At 69.4% G+C, this 23,449-nt stretch carries 22 protein-coding genes; 17 read left to right on the top strand and 5 right to left on the bottom strand.

Going from position 1 to position 23,449, the window contains the following annotated elements; all coding sequences use genetic code 11:
- The 16 genes from GV126_RS35540 to GV126_RS35465 all read left to right on the top strand — a co-directional run.
- On the top strand, positions 1 to 998 hold a 998-nt coding region (locus tag GV126_RS35540; protein ID WP_159675571.1), incomplete at its 5' end, for a type I-E CRISPR-associated protein Cse1/CasA.
- A gap of 139 nt (positions 999 to 1,137) precedes the next feature.
- The gene (locus tag GV126_RS35535) at positions 1,138 to 2,007 is read left to right on the top strand and encodes a hypothetical protein (protein ID WP_159675569.1); all 870 of its coding nucleotides are present in this window, start codon (positions 1,138 to 1,140) and stop codon (positions 2,005 to 2,007) included.
- A 131-nt stretch (positions 2,008 to 2,138) separates the two neighbouring features.
- A complete protein-coding gene (locus GV126_RS35530; protein WP_159675567.1) occupies positions 2,139 to 2,693 on the top strand; it encodes a hypothetical protein in 555 nt (184 codons plus the stop codon).
- A gap of 187 nt (positions 2,694 to 2,880) precedes the next feature.
- The gene (locus tag GV126_RS35525) at positions 2,881 to 4,746 is read left to right on the top strand and encodes a helix-turn-helix domain-containing protein (RefSeq protein ID WP_159675565.1); all 1,866 of its coding nucleotides are present in this window, start codon (positions 2,881 to 2,883) and stop codon (positions 4,744 to 4,746) included.
- 388 nt (positions 4,747 to 5,134) lie between these two features.
- Positions 5,135 to 5,467, top strand: a complete 333-nt coding sequence (locus GV126_RS35520) for a cupin domain-containing protein (protein WP_159675563.1) — start codon at positions 5,135 to 5,137, stop codon at positions 5,465 to 5,467.
- A 383-nt stretch (positions 5,468 to 5,850) separates the two neighbouring features.
- Entirely contained in the window at positions 5,851 to 6,714 is an 864-nt protein-coding gene (gene trpA / locus GV126_RS35515; RefSeq protein ID WP_159675561.1) for a tryptophan synthase subunit alpha, read from the top strand.
- A 17-nt stretch (positions 6,715 to 6,731) separates the two neighbouring features.
- On the top strand, positions 6,732 to 6,959 hold the full coding sequence (locus tag GV126_RS35510) for a hypothetical protein (protein WP_159675559.1): 228 nt from the start codon (positions 6,732 to 6,734) through the stop codon (positions 6,957 to 6,959).
- The gene (locus GV126_RS35505; RefSeq protein ID WP_159675557.1) at positions 6,956 to 7,441 is read left to right on the top strand and encodes a hypothetical protein; all 486 of its coding nucleotides are present in this window, start codon (positions 6,956 to 6,958) and stop codon (positions 7,439 to 7,441) included. Before GV126_RS35510 ends, GV126_RS35505 begins: the two co-directional genes overlap by 4 nt.
- Entirely contained in the window at positions 7,438 to 7,734 is a 297-nt protein-coding gene (locus GV126_RS35500) for a hypothetical protein (protein WP_236570408.1), read from the top strand. Before GV126_RS35505 ends, GV126_RS35500 begins: the two co-directional genes overlap by 4 nt.
- 37 nt (positions 7,735 to 7,771) lie before the next feature.
- The gene (locus GV126_RS35495) at positions 7,772 to 8,533 is read left to right on the top strand and encodes a hypothetical protein (protein WP_236570407.1); all 762 of its coding nucleotides are present in this window, start codon (positions 7,772 to 7,774) and stop codon (positions 8,531 to 8,533) included.
- Positions 8,530 to 9,987 carry a hypothetical protein gene (locus GV126_RS35490; protein ID WP_159675553.1) on the top strand — a complete coding sequence of 486 codons (1,458 nt, stop codon included), beginning with the start codon at positions 8,530 to 8,532 and terminating at the stop codon, positions 9,985 to 9,987. Before GV126_RS35495 ends, GV126_RS35490 begins: the two co-directional genes overlap by 4 nt.
- The gene (locus tag GV126_RS35485) at positions 9,984 to 11,435 is read left to right on the top strand and encodes an SCO6880 family protein (protein ID WP_236570406.1); all 1,452 of its coding nucleotides are present in this window, start codon (positions 9,984 to 9,986) and stop codon (positions 11,433 to 11,435) included. The genes GV126_RS35490 and GV126_RS35485 overlap by 4 nt, the downstream gene beginning before the upstream one ends.
- On the top strand, positions 11,435 to 13,021 hold the full coding sequence (locus GV126_RS35480) for a putative type IV secretion/conjugal transfer ATPase (RefSeq protein WP_159675551.1): 1,587 nt from the start codon (positions 11,435 to 11,437) through the stop codon (positions 13,019 to 13,021). The genes GV126_RS35485 and GV126_RS35480 overlap by 1 nt, the downstream gene beginning before the upstream one ends.
- Positions 13,018 to 14,757, top strand: a complete 1,740-nt coding sequence (locus GV126_RS35475) for a type IV secretory system conjugative DNA transfer family protein (RefSeq protein WP_159675549.1) — start codon at positions 13,018 to 13,020, stop codon at positions 14,755 to 14,757. Before GV126_RS35480 ends, GV126_RS35475 begins: the two co-directional genes overlap by 4 nt.
- Positions 14,747 to 15,343, top strand: coding sequence for a DUF4913 domain-containing protein (locus GV126_RS35470; RefSeq protein ID WP_159675547.1), 597 nt, complete (start codon positions 14,747 to 14,749; stop codon positions 15,341 to 15,343). Before GV126_RS35475 ends, GV126_RS35470 begins: the two co-directional genes overlap by 11 nt.
- A 213-nt stretch (positions 15,344 to 15,556) precedes the next feature.
- Positions 15,557 to 16,612 (top strand): C40 family peptidase, encoded by a 1,056-nt coding sequence (locus tag GV126_RS35465; protein WP_159675545.1) that lies wholly within the window; start codon positions 15,557 to 15,559, stop codon positions 16,610 to 16,612.
- A gap of 36 nt (positions 16,613 to 16,648) precedes the next feature.
- On the opposite strand, the gene GV126_RS35460 is transcribed toward GV126_RS35465, so the two are convergent.
- The 4 genes from GV126_RS35460 to GV126_RS35445 all read right to left on the bottom strand — a co-directional run bounded on the left by GV126_RS35460 (position 16,649) and on the right by GV126_RS35445 (position 20,748).
- Positions 16,649 to 17,161, bottom strand: a complete 513-nt coding sequence (locus tag GV126_RS35460) for a hypothetical protein (protein ID WP_236570405.1) — start codon at positions 17,159 to 17,161, stop codon at positions 16,649 to 16,651.
- A gap of 227 nt (positions 17,162 to 17,388) precedes the next feature.
- Positions 17,389 to 18,534, bottom strand: a complete 1,146-nt coding sequence (locus GV126_RS35455; protein WP_159675541.1) for a hypothetical protein — start codon at positions 18,532 to 18,534, stop codon at positions 17,389 to 17,391.
- A 16-nt stretch (positions 18,535 to 18,550) separates the two neighbouring features.
- Entirely contained in the window at positions 18,551 to 20,275 is a 1,725-nt protein-coding gene (locus GV126_RS35450; protein ID WP_159675539.1) for a relaxase/mobilization nuclease domain-containing protein, read from the bottom strand.
- Positions 20,276 to 20,313: 38 nt separating this feature from the next.
- On the bottom strand, positions 20,314 to 20,748 hold the full coding sequence (locus GV126_RS35445) for a MobC family plasmid mobilization relaxosome protein (protein WP_159675537.1): 435 nt from the start codon (positions 20,746 to 20,748) through the stop codon (positions 20,314 to 20,316).
- Between the two features lie 243 nt (positions 20,749 to 20,991).
- On the opposite strand from GV126_RS35445, the gene GV126_RS35440 reads away from it, so the two are divergent.
- The gene (locus GV126_RS35440) at positions 20,992 to 21,372 is read left to right on the top strand and encodes a hypothetical protein (RefSeq protein ID WP_159675535.1); all 381 of its coding nucleotides are present in this window, start codon (positions 20,992 to 20,994) and stop codon (positions 21,370 to 21,372) included.
- A gap of 82 nt (positions 21,373 to 21,454) precedes the next feature.
- Here GV126_RS35440 and GV126_RS35435 read toward each other — a convergent pair whose 3' ends face one another.
- The gene (locus tag GV126_RS35435) at positions 21,455 to 23,137 is read right to left on the bottom strand and encodes a class I SAM-dependent methyltransferase (RefSeq protein WP_159675534.1); all 1,683 of its coding nucleotides are present in this window, start codon (positions 23,135 to 23,137) and stop codon (positions 21,455 to 21,457) included.
- Between the last annotated feature and the right edge of the window lie 312 nt (positions 23,138 to 23,449).

Here is a 23,449-nt window from a genome sequence, read left to right as displayed (position 1 = left end):
CCCCCATGCGCACCCGCACGCCCACCGGCCGCCTCGACCTGCTCACCTGGCCCAACCGCCGAATCCGCCTCCACGCCACCGAGGACGGCAGCGTGGACGCCGTCGCCCACCACGACGGCGACCGCCTGCCCGGCGGATGGCTCACAACCAAGCAGCTCGACCCGATGACCGCCTGGTCCACCACCAAGGCGGGCGGCCCGGCCCCCCTGGAATTCCTCGACCTGCACGGCTGGCCGCAGCCCTGGCGCGGCGCGTTTCTCCTCAGCGACGCTCCGCAGCACTCCGCCGTGGTGCAGCACGCCATCGCCGCGGCCGAGCGCGGCACCCTCGCCCCCAACTCGACCCTGCGGGCAGTGCTGTCCACCGCGGTCCACGCCAACCAGCACCGGGCCACGCTGAGCGCCATCCCCATCGCCACCACACCCCTCGGCACCGCCGGGGAACTCGCCGACCCCCAGGCCCGCGACGGGTTGGCCACGATGGCCCGGTACGCCGCCGCCATCGCCCGCAACCTCCGCCTGCAGACCGTCAAGGTCTCCGGCCGCCCCTCCGCACAGGTCGCCCCGCGCGTGCAGCTCGACAACCTCGACGACGCGTGGACCGACGCCGTGCACACCCACGCCCAGGACCCCGCCCAGGCCCGCGCCCAGTGGCAGGCAGCCATCGAGGCGGCAGCCGAACGGCGCATCGAGGAGTTCCCCCTGAGCCCCATGCAGCGGGGCCAGCTCCTCAGCCTCTACCGGGAGAACCCCGAGCCGAAGGAGAAGCCGACCAGACGCCGCCCGCCGGCCAAGCCCGCCCGGGCCCGCACCGCACAGCGCGGCCCCGCAGCAGCCACCTACGAGGTCTTCGACGGCACCTACACCCTGTCCCAGCTCAGCAAGCATCCCGACTGCGTCGTCTCCTACCCGACACTCCGCGCCCGCGTCGACAGCGGATGGGACGTCACCGAGGCCGCCACCACTCCCAGTGGCCGCGGTCCCCGGCGGTCTCGCTGACCAGGATTCCTACCCGGGCGAACAGACCGGCGGAGACCTGCAAGGCACGCGCGCTACTCTCCGTTGGAGTAATGCGGGAAGTGCTTCCCATGAGACCTGGGAAGCACTTCCCACTCCCCTTTCAGCAGGAGGATTACCCGTGGACTTGGCCGTGATGGTGCACGAGAGTGAGGATGCCGCGCCGACACTCCTCCTCTCCCACGAACTGAGCCGCAGGGGCGCACTGGTCGCAACCAAGACGCCTGCCGGCGCAGGCCTGGCAGTCGAAAACCGAGGCGCCATTCTGCGTGTCGTCCCCCACCCGGACTTGGACGCATGCGGTTTCCAGGGCAAGCACGCGGCATACAGCATCACCTGGGCCATACCGACGCTGTGCCACGCGGCGCCACCGTTGGTGCTGCCTGCCACGCGCGAGGAGGCAGCCAGGGTGTGGCGGCGCTGTCTGACCTGCGGCGAAGCGTGGGGAACGAAGCTCAGTCCTAGCTCTCAGCCGCACCTGACCTGGTGGGATGTGACAGAGCCCGTCACCGTGCGCGCAGAGGAGATCCCCCCGGCCACCCGCGCCGAGCGGGCCGTGGCCGATCCACTGCCGGACCCCGAACCGATAGCCAGTGATCCGGGTGACGATACCGCCGAACTGGCCGAGCAACGCCGCAATCATCTGCTCCGGGTCGCTGCCTGGACCGACATGAGCCCGCACATCTACGACTGGCCGGAGTTGGCTGAACGGCTGGTCGCGCTGGGCGATCGGCCTGAAGTCACTTGGTCGCAGATGACCGCGGAGCAGCGCGTCTCGCTTGTCGGCGTTCGCCGCCACCTGCTGCTGTCCGAGCTCGCGGCGACGGAAACAAGTCTGCGTCGTCTCATGTACGAGGCTTCCGTCCTCCAGGACACGGGGCCGGTCCGTCTGAGCGAGCTGTCCGGCGTAAGCCGCCGTACGGTACCGGGCTGGGTCACCGAGGGGGGCAACCGCAGGTCGTCCGCCATTACAGACGCGCCCCCTTACTGAGCGAACCACGCCCAGGTGGGCCCGAGTGACAGAGCAGTCCGCAGTCCTTTGCCACAGGACGACGACCACGGGCGCCGCCGGCGACTACTACGAACGCCCCAGCCGAGACTGCCGATCAGGAGAATTGTTCAATGCTCACCTACCCCTCGATCCCCTGCCCGGTGTGCAGCAGCTTGGACCTCGACGCGGAGCTGGTCCCCAACGACAGCGGTGGGCAGGACATCGCTGCATTCCGCTGCCGCGCCTGCGGTTTCAGCTGGATGGCGCACGACGTCCCGCAGTTCCCGGGCGCACCCAACTACCGTGAGGCCTACGCTGAGGCACCGCCATTGTTGGACGAGGAGCTGGAGTTGCTCGCAACGCCTGATGCCGGCGCACAAGCGGCGGCCGGACCCCAGCAGCCCCACAGCCGTGTCCTCCTCTTGCGGCGGGCGGCTTACTGGGATCGCCGGGCACACGAACTGCAGCTCGCGGGTTTCCTCGGGATGTGCCTCGATGAGGATGTCATGCAGGCCAACCACCAAGCGGCCACGTCGGCGTTCGAGCTGTTGAAGCACGACCTCGCACACAAGGACCAGGTAGACGCGCCGTTCGGCCCGACAGAGCCGGGATGGGACAGCGCCGGTGGAACGAGGGCTTACGTGCGCCAGGAGTACAGGGCCTGGCGAAGCGAGAAGCACGACTGATCACCGATAGTTCACAGCGGCATCGCACCATACCTGCGCGGCCGTAACAGGCAGTCACCCAGGTCTGTGGCACCCCCGTAGCTCGGCCCCCACCGTGCTCACTGGACAATGGTGAGCCGGGTGGGGGTCCGGAGGTATCGGGCCCCCGCCCTCACGACGCACCACCAAGCAAGAACGGAGGGGGGAGATGCCGACCTTTGGGTATCTGATCTCTGAGCGGCCGGAACTGCGACTCCGCTTTCTCAATCCCGCGCATGCCCGGTTGTACGCGAACGTCCGGGTCAATGAGGTCGCTGTCGTTCCCTTGACCCAACCGGCAGTCAGGCCGAACGCCGCCCTCGAACCGGGCGCCCTGGCTCTGGTCGGCCTGACGAGTGAACTCAACCAGCACGGCGCAGCCGCCCTCGAACAGCTCCTGCGCTACCTGAAGCGGTGCCGGGCATCAGGACTCGTCCTTCAAGCGCTTGGCCACGTCCCCCATGTGCCTCCCGCCATCCGTACTCTGGCTGAGCAGCTGCAGTTGCCTCTCCTCATCACCACTGCAGACACGCAGTGGCAGGGAGTCAACGAACACCTCCAGCAACAGCGCGCGCTGATGGCCGAACGGCAGGTAGAACAGCTCGACGGGCTTCTGAGTAGCCTGCCCAGTCAGCTCGCCAATCCGCACGCCGCCGACCGCATCGTGTCGTGGCTGGCCACAGCCTTGGATGCGGATGTGGTCGTGCACTCCGATGGCAGAGGGCTCTTGGCGTCTGCCCCTGAGACCAGCTCCAACCTGGCGCGGGCTGCAGTGCTGAGCACTCCCTCTCCTGACGGTGTCCAGCACCGGATCGTGCAGATCCATGGCACAGAAGATGAGACGGTGCTCGCCATCGGATCGCACCGGCCGTTCGATGAGACTGCCGGACGACTGATCCAGCATGCAGCCAAGGTGCTGGGCCTGTGCGAGCAGGCCCGTCGAGACCACCACGCTGCCGTTCTGGCACCCCGGGCGGTCAGTCAGGCGGCGACACAGCTCCTCTTGACCGGGCAAGTCGTCACCGGCCAGGTCATCGCCGGCACGATCTCCCGAGAGCTGATGGACACGGACGAGGTCATCGTCCGGATCATCGACACCGGCGCCCAGGAACGGGAGCCGACGCTGGAGCTGTGTGAACGAGCACTCCATGGCAAGGCCTTGGTGTCCCCGTGCCCTGGAAAGGATCGGCAGATCATCGTCATCACGCCGACCGCACGGGACGAGGTTGTCGAACCCGACCTCCGTCGGATCGTGGGCAGTCGCGAGTGGCTGCTCATGGGCGAGAGTACGCCGTACGCGCTGGAGGCCAGCGGTGCCGGCTACACGGAGGCCGCGGAAGCCGTCCGTCACGCGGCCCGTGCTCCGGAGCGGATCGCGGTCGGCGCGGAGCCGAAATTCGCCCCGCTTCTACCTCGCCGTGAAGCGCAGGCTTGGGCGAAGTCACTCCTCGCACCCCTGCTGGGCAAGCCCGAACACGAGACGCTTCTTCACACCCTGCCGACGGGACTGTCGTTCAAGGGCACCGAGGCAGCCAAGGGACTGCAGATTCACCGCAACACCCTCCGAAACCGGCTCGATCGAGCAGCGTCCCTGCTCGGGCTCGATTTCGACCGGCTCAATGACCGCGTCCTGGTCCTGCTCGCTCTGAATATTCTGGCGCTCCCCGCGCCGGAGGACGACGTCGCTGATGTCCAGGCTCCCGCACTCGCTGACCTCATGGCAGGCCCAGAGGTCAAGGAGTGGGCCCAACACCGGCTGCGGGCGCTGCAAGCCGATCACCGAGATCTGCTGGAGACGGTACGCGTATGGCTGCAGAGAGACCTCTCGGTCAAGGAGACGGCCCGGGCTCTGGGGCTGTCCGCATCGACGGTGCGAGCGCGTACGGCCAGGGCCTCACAGCTACTAGGCGTGGACGCGACCACTGAGTTCGTGAGCGTCCATGACACGGACGTGGTCAGCATCGCCGACATCTATATCGCTTCCTACCTGCTCACGGGCACGCCGGAGCTGAAGGACGCGCCGGCGCCCTCGTAGTCACTTGCAGCGACGGCTCCCAGGTCTCCGTCCAGTCGACGCCGGCCTGCGAGGCAAGCCACGCGGGTCGGCCTACTTGCATGAATGCGGCTCCGAGAAGGCCCATTCACGCGCCCTGTTCCCGAGGCTGTGCAGGTAGACGACCACCGCATCGGCGATGTGCACTGCCCGGGACAAAACGACGCTTGGGCAGTGCACATCGCCGACTCAACCTTCGCCGAATGTGCACCTGTGCAATGGCCCGAGTCGGCAGCCGGATCTACCGTGAGGCTCGCCCATCCGGAGCGAACGCGTCTTCAGGACGGGGCAACACCCGCCTGATGTCTCAACGCGTTCGCTGGAACGCGGTTCTGAGCCACTCGCCATCCTGTTGTCAAGGAGATCCACTTTGACTCTGCATCAGACCGAGGGCGCGCCGTTCGCCGGGGTCACCACGGCGGATGAAAGGAAGGAACTCGAAGGTGTAGATCTGTTCCCCCTCCTGATGGAGGGCGCCTGCGAGATCTTCCGCGTCGTGTGGTCCCCGAACCACCCCCGCGAAGCGTGCCAGCACGGCAGCCACGAGGAGATCGCCATCGTGCTCGCTGGCACGCTCGTGGACGAGGACGGGAGGACCTACGGCCCGTGGGACTGTTGGCGGAGGCCGGCTGAAGACGTGCACCATCCGCGTTCCGGTCCGGAAGGCGCGGAAGTCCTCATCATCCGCCGCGGCGGCGCCTGAATCCCCCGTGACGTGATCACAACTGTCCTCTGCTGGCGCAGCGGGCAGCGAGGAAAGCACCCCTCTGTGACTGACCACAGGAACGCTTCCAGCGGCCTGCGTCAGCGCAGCACCAGCTCGTACAGCCGCTGCGACGTGCTTGACCGGCCCGGCCGCGATCGCCGCCCTGTCCCGGTCTGCAGCGGTACGGCCGTCAATGATTCGACTCGCCCGCCTACCAACGATTCGAGTCGTACGTCGACGATGACGTCGGGACCCGACCTCTACTAGGGCCCGAGGCCTCTCCAGCGGGATGCCGCCCGCCGGGCGGCACCCCGAACGGGTTTTCGACTTCAAGGGCCAGGCCCGGGATCCCGTGCTGCTTCCCCGGCCAACGTCACCCGATGAGCGACGCCTTCAAGCCCTGGAGTCCTCCTGTGTCCAGAACCTCGTCATGGCCCGCCACTCGCCTCGAACGAACCCTCGCAGCCAGCAGTGCCGAGGGCCGGGCCGCGCTCGGCCTCTACCTACCGATCGGCTACCCGACGCGCTCAGCCAGCGTGGACGCCCTCCACTTCATGGCCCAGTCCGCCGATGTATTGGAGCTTGGCGTTCCCCACACCCATCCGGTCCTCGACGGTCCGGTGATCCGGCAAGCTGCCGCCGAGGCCCTGGCCGGCGGGTTCCGCATGCGCGACCTGTTCGCGGCCGCCTCGGAGCTGTCCGCTTCCTCACCGGCCGCGCTGGTGGTGATGTCCTACTGGGCACCCATCGCGGAGTACGGACCCCGCCCCTTCGCCTACGAGCTCGCCGCCGCGGGTGGGTCCGGTGTCCTCATCCCCGACTTGCCAGAGTCCGAGGCGACCGGCTGGCAGGCAGCCGCCGGCGCAGCGGGCCTGAGCACCATCGCCCTGATACCAGCACATGCCTCTGCCGCACGCCTGGCCGCGATCGGCGCGGCCACCACGGGGATGGTCTACGCTCCCGCGACCCCCGGTCCTACCGGCGGCCAGGGTCCCCTCCGTCCCTACCTGCCGCGCCTGGTCCGCCGCCTTCGAGAGGCGACCCGCCTGCCGGTCGCGGTCGGAATCGGCATCAGCACGCCCGCCCAGGCGGAGTACGCCTCCGGCTTCGCCGACGCGGTGGTGGTCGGCTCCGCCGTCATCCGCCGGATGCAGGACCAGCCGAACAGCCCCGCTGCCGCCGCGGCGGCAGCCGCCAGGGACTTCGCCGAGGGAGTACACAGCGCCCGCCGCACCCTGTCGTAAACCAACGTGGAGATCACATGAGCACCCCCGAACTGCCCACTCCCACGCAGTGGCCAGCTGAGGAGTTCACGCCCGACTACACGCCACCCGCCTGGTACCTCGGACACGCCTCCCCGACGTTCTGGCCGACCACCGCCAGCGCTCCGCCGCCTTGGCGACTCACCGACACCTCGCCGGAAGAGGACAACTCGACCCCCGACACGGCGTCCGCCACAGAACTGCCTCCCGCCCCGGACACGGCATGAGCACCCTGCCATCGCCCCACGCGATGACCTCAGACCTGCAGGGCACGGCACTGGTCGGGCTCCGGTACGCACTGATCCCCGTCCATGGGTACGGAATCGCCGGCGCGACCGCGGCTCGGATGCTGGATCCCGACGGCAGCGGTGCGGCTCGCCTGCTGCAGCCCGGTGAGCCCATCCCGTACGGAGCGCGGCCGGTGCTCCTGGCGGAGACCACCGTCTACGGCGCGCAGTGCGTGGAGCAGATGCTGCGCAACTGGGCCGGGCTGCCTCGCCCCTGGCTACTGCTGATCTCCGACGCGCCCGTACGCCCGGTACCTGCCGCTCGGTACCGCTTTCGGGCCCTGCAGTCGCGGCTGGCGGGAACCGCGAGGGTGCCGTATCTGCCGGTCCTGCGGACCGTCGACGGGGCCGACGAGGCCCTGCAGCACAAGGACGTGAGGGCCGCAGCCGAGAAGCTGCGGCGCCAGATGGAAGGAAAATGACCATGCACACGGCCACGGAGTGGGTCACGCTCGCGGGCATCATCCCAGGCGCCACCCCGACGAAGATCCCGCAGCTGGAAGGCCCGATCTCGAAGATCTTCGGCTACGGGCTGTGGCTGTTGGTCTTGGCCGGCGCGGCCGGCGCGGGCATCGGCGTCTACAAGCTGGTGTGGTCGGACAAGCGGGGGCACGGCGGCGGCTCCGAGCCGTTCAAATGGATGGGCGCGGGCGTGGCGGCGATCTTGCTTGCCGGCTCGCTGATCGCGATCCTCAACGGCATCGCGGGCGGCTGAGATGTCGCGTACGAGGGGGACATGGAACAGCCCTGGCGTGTGGCTGGCCGGGGCCGTGCTTGCCGTCGTGCTGGCCCTGACCGCCTATCTGGCGCTCAGCGGAGACGACGACGGCCACAGCAGCGCGGGCAAGGGCGGCGCCCACCCCAGCGCGTCGGGCTCGGTGACCCCCGGACCGACCTACACGGAGCCGGACGACTGGATCGAACCGGACCGGTGGTCGGCGCTGCCGCGGGGCGAGCACACCGACCGCTACGGCAACCAGGTCGTGTACCCGCACACCACCGAGGGGGCGGTCGCGATGCTCGCGGCCGCCAACTCCACCGACGTCGAAGGCGGGCGGACTCTCCGGGACGAGCAGCTGGCCAACTACCACTCGTACGTGGCGCGGGCCGACCAGACGGCGCAGAACGCCGAGAACGTGGAGCTTGCGTCGATCGACGCGGACAAGCAGATGCACCAGAGCATGGGCCTGCCGGCCGGCAGCGATCTGCCGTCAGGGGCGTACGTGCGCAACACGGTCATCGCCTACAAGGTGATCAAGGCGTCCCGGGACGAGGTCAGTGTCTGGCTGCTGGCCAAGATCACTAAGAAGGCGGGAGAGACGCAGAAGGAGACCGCCTCCTACACCCGCACCCTGATGGCCGGGGTCTGGCAGGACGGGGACTGGAAGATGTCCTCCGCTGCGCTCGTGCGTGCTTCCCAGCAGACGGACGGCCAGCCGAAGCCGGAGATGGCCGCCCCGGGCGACGCGAAGTTCAACGAGGTCGGGTGGGTCGCCATCCGTGAGGCATCGTGAGGCGACTGGCAGCGTGTCTGCTCGCCCTGACGGCCTTCCTCGGGCTGGTGGCCGTGCCCCAGCCGGCCGCGGCCGACGGCCCCATCAGCACCGGAGTGGAAGTCGCCTGCGACTACGGCGGCGGGCTCCTCGGCCACGCGATCATCTCCGGCGTCAACAAGCTGACCCACTCCGACCTGTGCGACAAGGTCGGCGACGCCACCCAGAAGAAGGTCTCGCAGGCGTGGAAAAGCGTCTGGGACTCCCTCCTCGGCGACGTCATCAAGTCCGGTCAGGACGCCACAAAGTGGATCATCAGGAAAGTCCTCACCGTTGCCTTGCTGGGCCCCTCACTGGATCTGGAGGCCACCGGCCTGTTCGGCCAGGGCGCCACCCTGGCAGGCATGCTGACGTGGCTCGGGCTGGTGATCGCGGCAGCCGGGGCCATGTGGCAGATCGGCAAGATGGCCGTCACAGGCCAGACCAAACATCTCGGCCGGGCGATGGCCGGATGGGTGGAGAATCTCGTGCTCTCCGCGATCGGCGTGGGCATCGTCGCCACTCTGCTGCAGATCGGAGACGCCCTCACCAACGGCCTGGTCAACGCCACGTTCTCCAACAACGATCAAGCCTATGACCGCATCGTCGCGGTGATGGTGCCCGCTGGCGTCTCCAACCCCGTCATCGTGATCGGTATCGTGCTGGCGCTGCTGCTGATCGGCTTCATCCAGATGATCCTGGTGTTCCTCCGGCAAAGCGCCATCCCCATTCAGTGCCTGCTGCTGCCGGTGGCCGGAGCAGGCCGGGTCGGCGGGGATGCCACCCGCCAGTGGGCGCCCCGCCTGATCACCTCGATCATGGTGGTCATCACCTACAAGCCGATCCTCGCCGTGATCATCTGCACCGGCTTCGCGGAGTTCGGCTCCTCGAAGACGCTGGCTGAGTGGCTCCGCGGCTGCGCCACGCTGCTCCTCGCAGTTCTCGCCCCCGGGCCGTTGACGCGGATCTTCGCCCCGTTCGGCGAAGCCGTGGGGGCGGGCATGGCCTCCGGCGGCATCAGCGGCGCCTTCGTCGGCGCCGCCGGCTTCATCGCCGGACGCGGCAACGGAGGCGACGGCGCAGGCGCGGCCCCCGAGCCGGCCACGCCGATGCAGCACGCCCAATTCGTCGAGCACAGCATGGGCCCGCAGTCGGGCCAGCCAGGCCGGGACGGGCAGGACGGTCAGCGAGGCGATGCCCAGGCCCAGGCTGCCCGCAACGAGAGCGCAGTTCCCCGGCAGGCCAGCGGCCAGGACGGATCTGTGCCGGTCACCGGCGCGCCGACCGGTAGCGCGAACGCCGCCGCCGGAGCGGGCACCGGCCAGGCCGCAGGTGCGGCTGGCGTTGCCGCTATCGGGATCCAGGTCCTGGACGGCGTCAGCAACGGCATCAAGGGCGCCAGCAGGCAGATCGGGAACGGAGGGAATACCCAGTGACTACGCACGAGGTGCCGTCAGCGCTGATGGCCGACGGGTTCCGTGCCCGCAAGGACTTCGGTATCGGCGGTCTGGGAAAGACCGCCACCATCGCTGCGGCCGGGGCTCTGGTCGCCGAGGGCATCGTCGGCAGTCAGGCCCCGGTCACCCTGCTCGTGACGCTTCCGCTCACCGCCGCGGTGATCGGGCTCGCGGCCGCTCGCCGCCACGGCATGTCGGCACTGGCCTACTACTGGGCCAAGTTCGCCTGGCGGCGGGCCGCCCGGTTCGAGGCCACTTCCTACCGGCGGGTCCTGCTGCCTCACCCCTACGCCCTCGACCTGCCCGGGGTCGGCGCCACGTCGACCCTGATCAAGGCCCACGACCCCACAACAGGACGGTCAGTGGGAGTCGTTCACGACCGCGCCCGCGGCTACATGACCATCACCACGCTGCTCGCCCCCGGCGGCAGCCTGATGGCCCCGACCGGCACCGTGCACTCCAGCCTGCGCACCTGGTCGAGCGTGCTGGACGCGATGAGCACCGACGACCAGATCAAGGGCGCCAGCGTCACGATCCAGATCACCCCCGGCGCGGGGGAGGCGCTCGGCGACGACGTCAAGGCCCGCAAGGATCCGCGTGCCCCCCAGCTCGCGAAGCGGGTCATCGACGACCTGGTGCGCACGACGCCGCACGCCACGGCCAGCGTGGCGCCGTGGATGAGCGTGACAGTCGACCCCAACGCCTCGGCGAACCCGCCGGCCGACCTGGCGGAGCAGGTGGCCGAGGCCCTGCGGGTGGTCGACTCCCTCGACCTGTCCGGCACCGGCACCGACATCGAGCGCCGCTGCACCGACGTCGACCTTCGCCGTCTGGTACGGGCCGCCTACGACCCGGCGGTCTTCAACGCCCGAGACAGCGACTTCGCGGAGCTGTCCTGGTCGGAGTGCGGGCCGCAGGCCGCGGACGACGGATGGGAGGAGTACGCCCACGACGGCGGGGTCAGCATCAGCTGGGTGCTGCGGGAGATGCCGCGCCGCCCGATCGCCTACAGCGTGCTGCTGCCCCTCTTGGCGCCGGGCCGCTTCCAGCGCCGCATCACCCTGGCCTACCGGGTGCTCGACCCGCACGAGGGCGAGGCCGTGCTGGAGCGGGAGATCAGCAACGCCTACAACCGTGCGCAGGCCACCGCCGAGGTCAAGGGCCGCGCCAAGTGGTCGCAGAAGGCCGACGCCCAGCGCGCCGAGCAGGCCGCCGCCCAGGTGGCCGGCGGCGCCCAGGTCGTCGACTGGACGCTCATGGTCACCGTCACCGCCCGATCTACTGCCGATCTGCCCGCCGCCCGCCAGGAGCTGGAGCGCGCCATCAAGGCCACCCGGGGCATCCGCATGCGCCCCGCGTTCGGTGCACAGGCCGCCGTGTTCGCGGCCGGGCTGCCGCTGGGCTACAACCCGCTGGTGAGGGACTGATGGCACGCAAGACCAAACTGCCGCAGGTGACATCGCCCAAGCGGGTCACCCCAGTCACCGAGCAGGCCCCGACCCGTTCAGAGCGCCGTGAACAGCGGCGCCTCCGCAACCGGTTCGCGCCCCGCCTCGGCTGGCACGGCCGGTTCGGCGGGCGCGTCCCGGTCGAGGACACCGGCACGGTCTACACCGGTCCCTCCACCCAGGCAGGCGCCATCTACCCGTTCCTCCTCGGCTCTGGGCTTCCACCGCGCGGGGTCCCCGTCGGCCGGGACGTGCTCACCGGAGAGCTGGTGTGCATCGATCCCTCCGGTTGGACTGGCCGACTCACGACCAACCCCGGCGTGTGGGTCATGTCCCAGCCCGGTGCGGGCAAGTCCGCGCTGGTCAAGCGAATCTGCCTGGTCTACTCCGCCTACGGGCACATGGTGGTGGTGCCCGGCGATGTTAAGGGTGAGTACAGCCAGCTGATCTCCGAGCTGGGCGGGTCGGTGGTGCGCATCGGCGACGGCATCGGCCGCATCAACCCACTCGACTCCGGCCCGCTCAAGGGCCGCGTCCAGTCCCTGCCCGCCGAGCGTCGGCAGGCCCTGCTCGATGTGCTCAACGGGCGCCGCCTGGAGACCCTGGTGGCTCTGCTGTCCACCAAGCATGGACTGGGCCGCTCCCCGGACGAGATCGAGCGCAGCGCGCTCGACACCGCGGTGCACATCGCTTCCGACGGCCAGCCCTCCGACAGCGACCCGATCGTCAGGGACGTCACAGACGTCCTGCGCACCGCTCCCGAGGCGCTGCGGGTGAAGCTCGCCGCCGACGGCGAGCGCTACCAGGACCTGACCCGGTCGGTCATCGCCGGCCTCGACAACCTGATCGGCGGCCCACTCAGGGGCCTTTTCGACGGTGCCACCACGACACCGCTGGACATCAACGCGCCCGCCGTGTCGGTGGACATCTCCGCCCTGCGGGCCCGCGGCAATGACGTCGTCTCCGCCGGGATGATCGCGACCTGGGCGTACACCTACTCCAGCATCGACAGCGCCCGCTCCATCGGCCTGATGGACCGCAAATTGGTGCTGCCCATGGACGAAATGTGGCGGGCTCTCAGAAGCGGTCCTGGCCTGGTCGATGCCATGGACGCCATCTCCCGGCTGAACAGGACGACGGACGACGTGACGATCTACGTGACGCACAGCCTGCTCGACGTGGAGGCCCTGCCGACCGAGATGGACCGGGCCAAGGCCCGCGGTCTGATGGACCGGTGCGACACCTGGGTGCTCGGCGCCAGCACGACCGAGGAGCTGCAGCGCGTCACCGGCAAGCGGTCGCTGACCGAGCAGGAGATTTTGATGATCAGCTCGTGGGCGTCGGCGACGTCCACCGGCCTGGACATCGACCCTACCCATGACGGCGAAGACGGCGCCGACCGCCCGGAGGACGACAAGGTCCGCCACCCGGGCCGCGGCAAGTATTTGATCAAGCTCGGCACTCGCCCGGGCATCGCGGCCGCTCTCGAACTCACCGCCACCGAGCAGCGGCTCTACAAGACCGACAACAACCGCAGACGCACCCCGGGGGTGGGCAGCCGATGATGACGGAAAGCGACCGCGCCTGGGCAACCGGCGGAGTGCTGCTCGGCGGCCTGGTCACCCTGTCCGCCGCCAGCTGGGCCGGCGCCGCTACCGGCGCCGTCCTCACCGGCGCCGAAGCCGCTCCCGCCTCCCCGCTGACCGTGTACCGCATGGTCACCGACTGGGCGGCGGTGTGGCCGCACTCCCAGACGGCCTCCGCCGTCGGCGCCACGCTGCTCGACCTCGCCGTCGTTGCCCTGATCGCGTGGGGAATCAAGCTCGGCTTCCGCTGGTACCGCAACCCCTCCCACCTCGCCACCCTGCATCAGGTGCGCGAGCTCACGCCCAAGCACGCCGCCCGCACCGCAACCCGGCTGCGCGCCTCGCTCAAGGACACCAACCCCAAGGAGGTCAAACCGGCCGACCGCGGCGTGCTGCTCGGCGACCACCTGCCCTCCGGCGTGGAGCTGCGCGGCTCCGACGAGGACACCTACGTCGCCATCATGGCGCCCCGCGCAGGCAAGTCCACCTCACTGGCCATCCCGGTGGCAGAGGAGGCACCGGGCGCGCTGCTGATGACGTCCAACAAGGCCGATGTCTACGCCGCCACCCTCGCCTCCCGCTCACGCATCGGCCGTGCCTGGATCTTCGACACCCAGGGCGTGGCCCAGGCCGAGCGCCAGATGTGGTGGGACATGATCGCCCAGGCGGAGACACTGGAGGGCGCCGAACGCCTCGCGAGTCACTTCATCGTCCAGATCACCAGCGAGCAGGCCGATCCCTTCTGGAGCCAAGCCGCAGGGGATCTCCTGGTCGGCCTGTTCCGCGCCGCCTGGTGGAGCGGCGGCACTGTCCGGGACGTGATGCGGTGGCTGTCCGACCCGAACGAGAAGGACCCCATGCGGGTGCTCTACGAGCACGAACCGGTCCTCGCTGAGCAGGTCGAATCCTCCGTCAACATCGCGCCGGAGACTCAAAGCGGCATCTACCAGAACGCGCGCACCGCCGTCAGCGCACTGCGGGACGAGAAGGTGCTCGCCTGGGTGACGCCGGACAAGCACCGCCCCAGGTTCGACCCTGAGCACTTCGCCACCAGCAAGGACACCCTCTACCTGCTGTCGAAGAAGGGCGGGCCCGCGAGCGCGGTCGTCGCCGCCCTCGCCGACGCCGTGTTCACCGCCGGCGCCGAGGCGGGCGAACGGCACGGCGGCCGCCTGCCCGAGCCCATGCGCGCCGTTCTGGACGAGGCCGCCAACATCTGCCGCATCGCCGACCTGCCCGACCTCTACAGCCACCTCGGCTCGCGCGGCATCACCCCCTTCGTGATCCTTCAGTCCTACCGGCAGGGCGTGAAGGCCTGGGGCGAGGTCGGCATGGACGCCATGTGGTCCGCCGCCACCAAGAAGATCGTCGGTGTCGGCGTCGACGACTGGAACTTCGCCCAGGGCATCGCCTCCCTGCTAGGCATGCACGAGGTCAACCGCGGCTCATACAGCAAGTCCAAGGAGGGCTACTCCTACTCCCTCAGTGAGCAGCGCGAGCAGGTCATGGACCCCGCCCAGATCCGCGCCATGCGCAAGGGCACGGCCCTGCTGATGTCCACCGGCATGCCGGTCGCACAGATCGCCCTGCGCCCCTGGTACGAGGAGCGAGCCATGGCCCACATCGGCGCCCAGATGAAGGCCGAGGAGACCGCCATCACCAAGCGCGCCGTGGCCGCGTACGAGGAGCGGCAGGAGGCCCGCCGTGGCCGGTGATCCTGACGTGCCCGACTTCGACGTCCCCCTCGGCCTCGTCCAGGACCTGGAGGACCTCAAAGCGCAGGTCACCTGGCTCTCCGCGCAGGTCAAGGCGGTCACCGAGACCGTCGGCGCAGGCCTCGGCGAGGACGCGGGCGCTCGCGACGGCGACGCCTTCGAGGAGGCTCCCGCCGGCGAGCCCGGCCTCGAGGACGCATGGCAGTACCCGCCGTTCATCCTGCTGCTCGACCCGCCCGAGTACGACGCCGAACTGCGCGCGCTGATCGAATGGGTGGAAGGCGTGCTCGTGCCCGGCTACCTCGCCGAGCCGAGCGCCGACGCCCGCTGGTGTCACCTGTGGTTCGAGCACCCCGTGGCCATCGCCCGCCTGCACGCCTTGTGGCTGGCCTGGCAGGAGCTGACGGATCCGGCGTCCTGCGGCTACACCGGCCCCTCGGTGTGGCACCGCGACCACCTGGACCCCGCGCTACGGGAACTGCGCAGCTCTACCGGTCCCTTCGCCGGGTGCACCAAGGGTGAGCACCAGGTCGCCCACCGCCTGCCCGGCCTGGTGCCCAGCGCCTGGAGGCGCGCTGAGAACTGACCGATCCGCCGTCGGTCCCCGAGCCCAGCAACGCCCCTGGGCGTGCTGTGCGCCGGGTGACGCGGCAAAGGGCGGGACTTCGCCCTGCAGGGGCTGGGGCCCTCACCCAGACCGGCGCGGCCGCGCGGACAGGGCCTGGCCTCCCAACAAGTCACAGCTCAGGTACATCGACGACGCAACAGGCAGTAGCCGTCTCCGGGGGGAGCTCAACACGTGAAGTGGCTCATCAGGGCCGTCGCCGCGGCCATCGCCGTGGCCCTGCTGGCGATCACCGGCCTGATGGTCATGGTGCTCGCCGACGACGATGCCGAGGCCACCGAGATCTCCGACGGAGGAGAAGGGCTCAGGAACGTTCCGGCCGAGTACCGAACGTGGATCCTCAAGGCAGCCGCGGAGTGCCAAGAGCCGGAGCTGTCTCCGGCGCTGCTGGCCGCTCAGCTCAACCAGGAGTCCGGCTTCCGCAACCAGGCCCGCAGCTACGTCGGCGCCGAGGGACCGGCCCAGTTCATGCCCGCCACCTGGGCGACCTGGGGGCGTGATGCCGACGGCAACGGCACGGCCAGTCCGTGGGACATCGGCGACGCCGTCATGGCCCAGGGCCGCATGATGTGCTCACTGATCAAACAGGCCAAGGCGAGCGGCTTCGGCGGCGATGTGCGCGCGCTCGCCCTGGCCGGATACAACGCCGGCTGGGGGGCCGTCGAGACCTACCACGGGGTGCCACCGGCCTCGTTCGCAGGTGGCCAGACCTACAACTACGTGCGCATCATCCTCACGAGCATGCCTCGCTTCGAGGGGCCCGGCGCCGTGGAGATCTCCGGCTCCGGAGACGGCGCGAATGCTGCCCGCAAGGCCGCCACCAGAATCGGCACCCCCTACGCCTATGGGGGCGGTGGCCCCAACGGCCCCTCAACCGGCTTCTGCGACGGCAGCTCCGGCTACCTCCACGGCAAGTGCGTCGCCAGCAGCACTGTCGGCTTCGACTGTTCGTCGCTGATGCAGTACGCCTACTGGCCGGATGTGCAGCTGCCGCGCACCGCGGCCGCGCAGTACGGCGCCACCTCCGACCACCCCGTCTCGAAACAGGACCTGAAGGTCGGCGATCTGCTGTTCTGGTCGCACGGCGGTTCGGGCGGCATCTACCACGTCGCGATGTACGCAGGCGACGGCCGCGTCATCCAGGCTCCGCGCACCGGCCGCGACGTCGAGCTGGTGTCCCTCACGTCCGCCATGCCGGACGCCGACTACTACGGCGCCACCCGTCCGTGAACGACCGCGCACGACGGACGCGAGCAAGGGCGACGGTCAGTAGGAGCGGGGGCCGTCCTCGGTAGCCCGAACAGGCGTCCCGTAGCCGTGCGGCTTGTCGCCCTTGTAGACCGGCTCACAGCTGTACTTGGAGGCGACGTTCAGCGGCGCAAGGGTGGCCTTGGGAATGTTGTTGCACAGCACGTACTCGGGACTGAAGTTGCCGAACAGCAAGCGTGCCACGCCGTCACGAGTGATGATCCCCGTGCTCGGTGTCGCGTCGAAGGTGACGTAATCGCCGGAGAATGACCAGGCAGCCTTGTCGCCGACGGTGACTTTCCACTGGACCTTCAGGCCCTCGTACGTGGTCGTGCAGGTGGCCTTCGTGCCCTCCTTCGACGACAGACCCTTGGGGCACTCTCCCGTCGTCTTGCCCGGGGCGTGGGCCATCTTCAAGGTCCGCTTCTGCAGCTCGTAGGCAACCTGCTCATTGAACGGCGCCGAGTCGGCGGGCGAAGGCGAAGGCTCCGGATCGGGGCTGCTGCCCGGGTCGGTGAGTCTCTGCGTCATCGTCACCTTTGCCGGCGCCGATACCTTGGCGTCAGCATCACTCGAATCAGACTTCCCGCCCCCGCATCCTGTCGCGAGAAGACCGGCCGCAGCCAGGGTGATAACAAGCTTCAATCGCATGTTGATCACTCTAGAAGATCAGGGAATCACCCCCGGTGCACGGTCTGTTCTGTGGCACCCGCGCGTGCCACAGAACGTCGAAGCCTGCGGCACCCGCGGAGTGCGACTTAGCGGCTCTTACCGCGGCTGGGAGCCGGTCCGCTCTGCTGCCGGTGGGCGATGCCAACAGTCTCTGCATCAGCTGCTGCCTTGGCACCCTGCCGCTTAGTAGGGTCCAGCGTCACCGACTGCGCCCGAGCCGCCGCGGTGTTCACCTTCGCCCGCGAAGCCGAGCCCTCACCCAGTGGCCGCTGCAGCGTCTCGCTGGCGGCCTCGACCAGGCGCGCCCCCAGCTGCGACACAGGACCGTCCTCCCATGACGTGTTCTGCAGCAACCGCGCGAGATGCTCGCGCACCGGCTTCCCCTGCGTCTCCATCTTCGCCATACGGGCAGCAATCAGAGGCCAATACTCGTGTATCACCAGTGCGTCAGCCGCAGTTTCGTATCCGGGCATCGCTTCGCGCACCCAACGCACATAGCGCGCGTTGTCCTCCACGATGGCCAACTGGTTGAGCGCCCGCTCACGGTCGCTCAAATCCAGGTCGGATGGCACGTCCAGCCCGATCGTCAGCGGCCCTGAGGTCCGCTTCGCATCCCGGCTCAACGCCGGCGTCGGGTTCGCTGCGAGCACGCGCGCAATGGCCTGGTCGACACCGACCCCCTCGTCGTGCGCACTTGCGAGGATCTTCCGTACGTCGACACCCCGCTGGTCGATCTCCGCCATCTTCGCCGCGATGTCCGGCCACGTCGGAGAAGAGACGATCGCCTCACGCACCGGACCGGCTGGCAGCATCTCGCGCAGCGTCCGCTCCCACTCCCCTGTGCCCTCACGGTCCACGCGCTCGGCGTTCGCCATGGCCGCGTCCCGCACCGACACCGCGATCTCACTGAGGCGCGGCAAGAAGTCGCCCAGGTCCACGCCTGCACGCTGCAACCCAACCAGCTGCTGCGCCATCTGCGGCCACTCCGCGTTCTGCATCAGCGCTGCCGAGATGTCCGCGGGAAGCAGCTTCGTAACGCTGTCAGCTGCCACCGAGCCAGACTGCTCGACCGGCGGCAGCTCCTCCTCACCTTTCCCGTTCCGCCGCTGCTGATGACGCCGCACAGCGTCCGCGACGGCCAAGACCAGACGGACTGCCATGACAGACGTCTGTACCGCCTCCGCGGCCGCGTCGGCGTACGGCTCTCCCCGCTCCGGCATCGGTGTTGCCATCCTGTCGCTCCCCTCGTTATCGGGCCCGTCTTGGGCCCCTGTGTGGCTCATCGCCCGGTGGCCGACGCGTCGCCCCAGGAGTCTGCATGGGGCGTCCCCCGCTGGCCCGTCCAGTGCCGCCGACGGACTGCGGCGACGGGCCCCTGTTGGAGGCGTCCGCCGCCTTACCGCTACGGCGCCGCCACCCGTCCAACCGCCATGTAAGCACCTCCGCGACCGATTCCGCCGAGGTCAACTCCCGCCGAGCAGCGACTGCGGCCAGAACCTCCGCCGGGTCCTCCCCTCCCTGCTCGATCGCCACCAGACGCTCACGGAGCGCGGGCCACGCCGGGTCCGTGAGCACCGCACGCGCATGCTCAGGCACTGCCTGCTGGACCACGCCCACCATCGGCCGCTCACCGGACACCAACGGCGCCCTCCGCACACCACCTGCGCGTGCGGCCGCACGCTTCGGACGTCGCCGGAACTCCCGTGCCGCAGTCACGCCAGCGGTCACCTCGACCGCCTCATGCAGCAGACGACCAGCCCGTCCAGCCGCCTCGGCCTGGGCTCGGTGCTCCTGTGCCTCGTGCCAACGCCGCGACGCCTCCACCGCAGCCAGCAAGGCCAGCAGGAACCCAAGCACGGCCGCCACGTCATTGCGACCCACCGACACGGTGGCCTGAGTCAGGAGCTGCGTCGACTCGCGGTAAAGCTCACGCGCCTCTCCCTCCAGTTCTCGGGCGACCGGCGCCCGGGCGGCCCGCTCGAACTCGACTGCGGCCCGCCGCATCTGGTCCCGGATGGCGTCCGGCGAGAGGACCGCGGCAACGACGATCAGGTCCCCGAGCGCGGCCACATCTCCCGCGCCCTGGCGAAGTCCCCCCGCGCCAAGCTGCTCCGACGCAGCACGGACCTTCTGCTCCGCCACGCGCCACACTCCCGCCGGCTCCGCCGTCGCAGCAGCAACCTGCCGCTGCCACCGCTCACGCACACGCGGCAAAGACAGATCTGGTGCGAGACGGGAACCGGAAAACCACACCGGCTGCTGCTTGCCATCCCGGTCACCAGGCAGCGCAACGGAATAGCCGGTCACGTTGCCGTCCGGAGCGATCCGCTGCTGCACACGCAACCCGGCGGCACCCAACCGGGCGAAGAAATCGGCGTCACTCGTAGCGGCCGCGGCCGCCTCGCGTGCAGCGCGCTGAAGCGTCTCTCGGGCGGCCTCTGTCAGCCCGCGCCGCAGGGCTTTCTCCGCCTCTCCGGTCTTCGGCCAGCGTCGCGCAGTCTTGTCCCCATGGGTCAGGCGCCGCAGCCCGAACTCCACCTCAAAGCCCCGGGCTGCGGCGTGCATCTTCACGATGTCCTGCCGCAGATTGGGCTGCCGTCCGTCCTGCCGGGCCTTGGTCGCCACGATGTGAATGTGATCGTCCGCGTGCCGGATCGCGATCCACCGGCAGCCCTGCTCGTCCTCGTGAGGAGCGATGCCGGCGGCATGCATCATCTCGCGTGCCACCCGTGCCCATTCCGCGTCGGTGAGCGTCCTGTCCTCGGGAGCGTTGCGCACCGCCACGTGGTACACGTGCTGAGGCGGCTTCTTGCCCAGCAAGGCATACACCGGCGCGTCCAGAAGCAGGGCGAGATCCCTCAAGGTCATGTCCGCCGACCGCGCCGGGTCCTCGACGTAGGGGTCCCACGCCGCCACCATGTGCGGGTCTACATGCTCATCACGCTTGCCCGGGCCGTACAGGTAGAACAGCAACCCTGCAGTGTCGTTCCCGTCCCGGGCCTTCTTCGGCATCACGACCGCGGTTGCCGTTCGCGCATCACTTGGAGCGTCGCCTCGTCCATGCGCTGGATCGCCTTGACGATCGCGTCCATGGTGGCTTTGAGCTGAGCCTCGGTGGCGGTGCCATCAGCGTTCAGAGCCTTCGCGATCTGGTTCACGTTGTTGCCGATGCGCGAGACCTGATTGCGAGCCTGGATGAGTTCAACGAGGACGTCGCGGGCGTCGACCGAGACCGGAATGACCTTCTCCTTTGCCACGCTCAGGGCCGTGGCGCTGACCCATGAGGCGAGGGCCTGGTTGTCGCGGGTGGCGGCCTCGGTCACGATGGCCAGCTCGCTGTCGTTGTATGACACGAGGAACCGGTTGGTGCGGCGGCCTGCCGGCTCGCGTTCACGGCGACGCTTCGGTACGCGACGCCGGCCGTCCGCTGCTGGTTGCTCTGCCACGGCGGCCTCCTTCCAACCCTTCCGGTCCGTGCTCGGACCAAAGATCACGGCCGCCCACAGTAGTGGGCCGAAAGCCGTGGATCACGCTTACTGATATCAGTAAGCACTAACTCGCTTCCGGTGGTTACTGCCTCCTCTAAGGCTTCGAGGCGGTGGTGACGTGCGGTCAAAGCCGCTGCTTCCTGCGGTTCTTCGATCGGATTCCAGGCGGCCGCCGGAAGTACCGGGCGCTACGATCGCCGCATGCCAAGCGCTGACGAGATCTTGCAGAAGATGAGGGAACTCCAGGAGCGCCGGGAGGCGGCAGCCAAGCCGCTCGTGGAAGTTCTGGCCAAGCGGAGCAGGCTGTTGGAGCAACTTGCCGAACTCGACGAGCCGTACGGCAAGGCATACGTCGACGCTGAAGCGGCAGGTTGGACGGCGGAGGACCTGGCGAAGCTCGGTGCGGAGGAACCGGCGCGGCGGCCCCGGGTCCGCTCGCGGCGGCCGCGGCCGTCGGCGAAGAAGGCCGACGGCCAGCCGTCTACGGCGACCTCCGAGGGCTCCTCGCCGGCGGTGACGATCCCATCTCAGGACGGGTCGGCCGCGGCCGCGGTGACGGCGGGCAGCACCGCCTCGGCCTGACCCGCCCTACTCCCCCGGACGCACGCGAAGAGGCCCCGCATCGCGGGGCCCTTCGTCATTGGTGCCTGGTCGCGGCCGCCGGTCAGACGGCGGGCTTCAAGTCGGCGGCGGGAGTTGCCGTCCGCGGGGCGAACAGGGTGCGCAGCAGAGTCTGGTTCCCGAACAGCGTGAGCTGTACCTCGACCTTGGGCCGCCCGTTCGGCTCCGCCTTCCTGTGCAGCCGATACAGCGTCGCCTGGTAGCCGGATACCGGCTTGTACCAGTCCTCACCCTGGACCGCGGCGGAGATGGCGGCGCCCATGAACGGCGAGACGGCGTCTGCGATCATCTGGGCGATGTTCCGCTTCCCCTCCGCTCCCACCCGGGCAGGGATGTAGGTCCACGGGTAGTCCCGGCGGAAGCCGACCAGAACTCCGAGATCCGGCAGGGACACCGTGGTGGTGCCCTCGCCCTGGGGGACGTCGGCCGGGCGGAACCTGATTCCGTACCAGGGGGCGGTGACGCACATGCCGACCCGGTTCAGAGGGAAGCTGCCGCCGCCTCGCGGCTTGCCGGTCTTGGGGTTGACCTTGCGCTTGCCGCGGGTGTCAGCCCACCAGGTGGCCGGGAGGTTCAGGGCCTCCGCGACGGTCACGACCGGAAGCGCGGGGCGTCCCTGGTAGGGCTCGATCCGGCGGTCCAGCTCGGGCATCCAGTCGGGCAGCTTGCCGGTCTTCTTGATCACGTGGGCGAACATCTCGCGGGCCGCCGCCTGACCGTCGACGTGGTCGGCGTATCGAGGCTGCTTGTAGCGGGTGGCGACCATCCAGGCCCGCTCACGGTGGGTGGCGGCGCCGAAGTCGGCGGCGTCCGCGATCTGCCACGAGCACCATGCCCAGCCGAAGCCCTCGACGCTGGTGATCTCGGACTGGATGGCCTCCGCCAGGGCGGGGGTCTGGCGCAGTAGGTTCGCCGACTGCTCCATCGTGATGGAGACCAGAGGGGCGCCGATCTGCACCAGACACATGGGCCAGATGAGCATCTCCGCCATGAGCGCGGTGCGCTCGTCAGAGACCACCGAAGCGGCCCACTCGCGGAACGCGGCCGGGGTCATGCAAGGGGGCAAGTGACCGCCGCTGCAGAATTCGCCCCGGCCGTCGGCGTCGGGGTGGTCCTCCATGCCGTCCAGGACCTCGCCGTAGTAGCCGTGGGGGCCACCGTAGAGGCTGCACAGGTCGTCGACCTCCAGGAAACCGAAGGCCTCGCTGGCCTGCCACATGATCTCCTGGAGCTGGGCGACCTCGTCGGCGTCCCACGCGGACCGCTTCCCCGCGCCAGAGAGGGTCTGGCAGGGAGGCGAGCCGTGGAAGCGGCGGGTGCAGCGCAGTGCGGGGTGGCGGGGGTCCAGCGTCCTGATGTCCGCCTCCACCACCCAGTGACCGGCCGCCCGGGCCGTCGCCGCAGCGTCCCGGTTCTGCTCGATGAGCACCCAGTCGCCGCTGTCGTCGACCAGTTCTCGTCCGGCCGCCATGCCGCCCGGTCCGCCGAAGGCCTCGACGCCGCGCTCCGGCTCGCCTTCCTGCCAGGTACGCGCCCAGTGCGGCGGATAGGGGAACGCGAAGTCGGTGCACGCCCGGCAGTCAGCGCAGTCCGCGCCGCTCTCGCACACGGTGCAGTTGCCCTCGCACGTCCAGCCGTCCCACTCGTACACCGCCGGCTTGAAGCCGTTCGCGTACGGACGCCCGTCCTCGTCCGTCGCAGCGGCGGTGTCGTGCACCTCGTCCATCTGCTCTGTCCTTGATCGTTGAGGCTTCTCGGTGGTGCCGGTCCGGGATTCCCGCCCCGTTCCGACACTGCTAATTCAATCAAGTTCTAGGGGATGCGTCAAGGCGTTTGCGCAGGTCACAAGATGTTTCCGCCTCGGCGTCGGGACGCCGTACGACCCCCCCGGTCGGGGGGCTCCCTCCTCGGTCGGGCAGGCGTCAGCCGACCGCGGGCCGTGCCGGGGTGCCGGGCTCGCCGTAGGCGACCGCCGCAGGCGGCTTGGCCTGGCGGCCCGGCGCGGGCTGTGGTCCCCTCCGGGTGCCCGTCCGAGGAG

This window comes from Streptomyces mexicanus (genome assembly GCF_902506575.1).
Lineage (GTDB): Bacteria > Actinomycetota > Actinomycetes > Streptomycetales > Streptomycetaceae > Streptomyces > Streptomyces mexicanus.
This window is presented reverse-complemented; position numbering and strand designations above follow the sequence as displayed.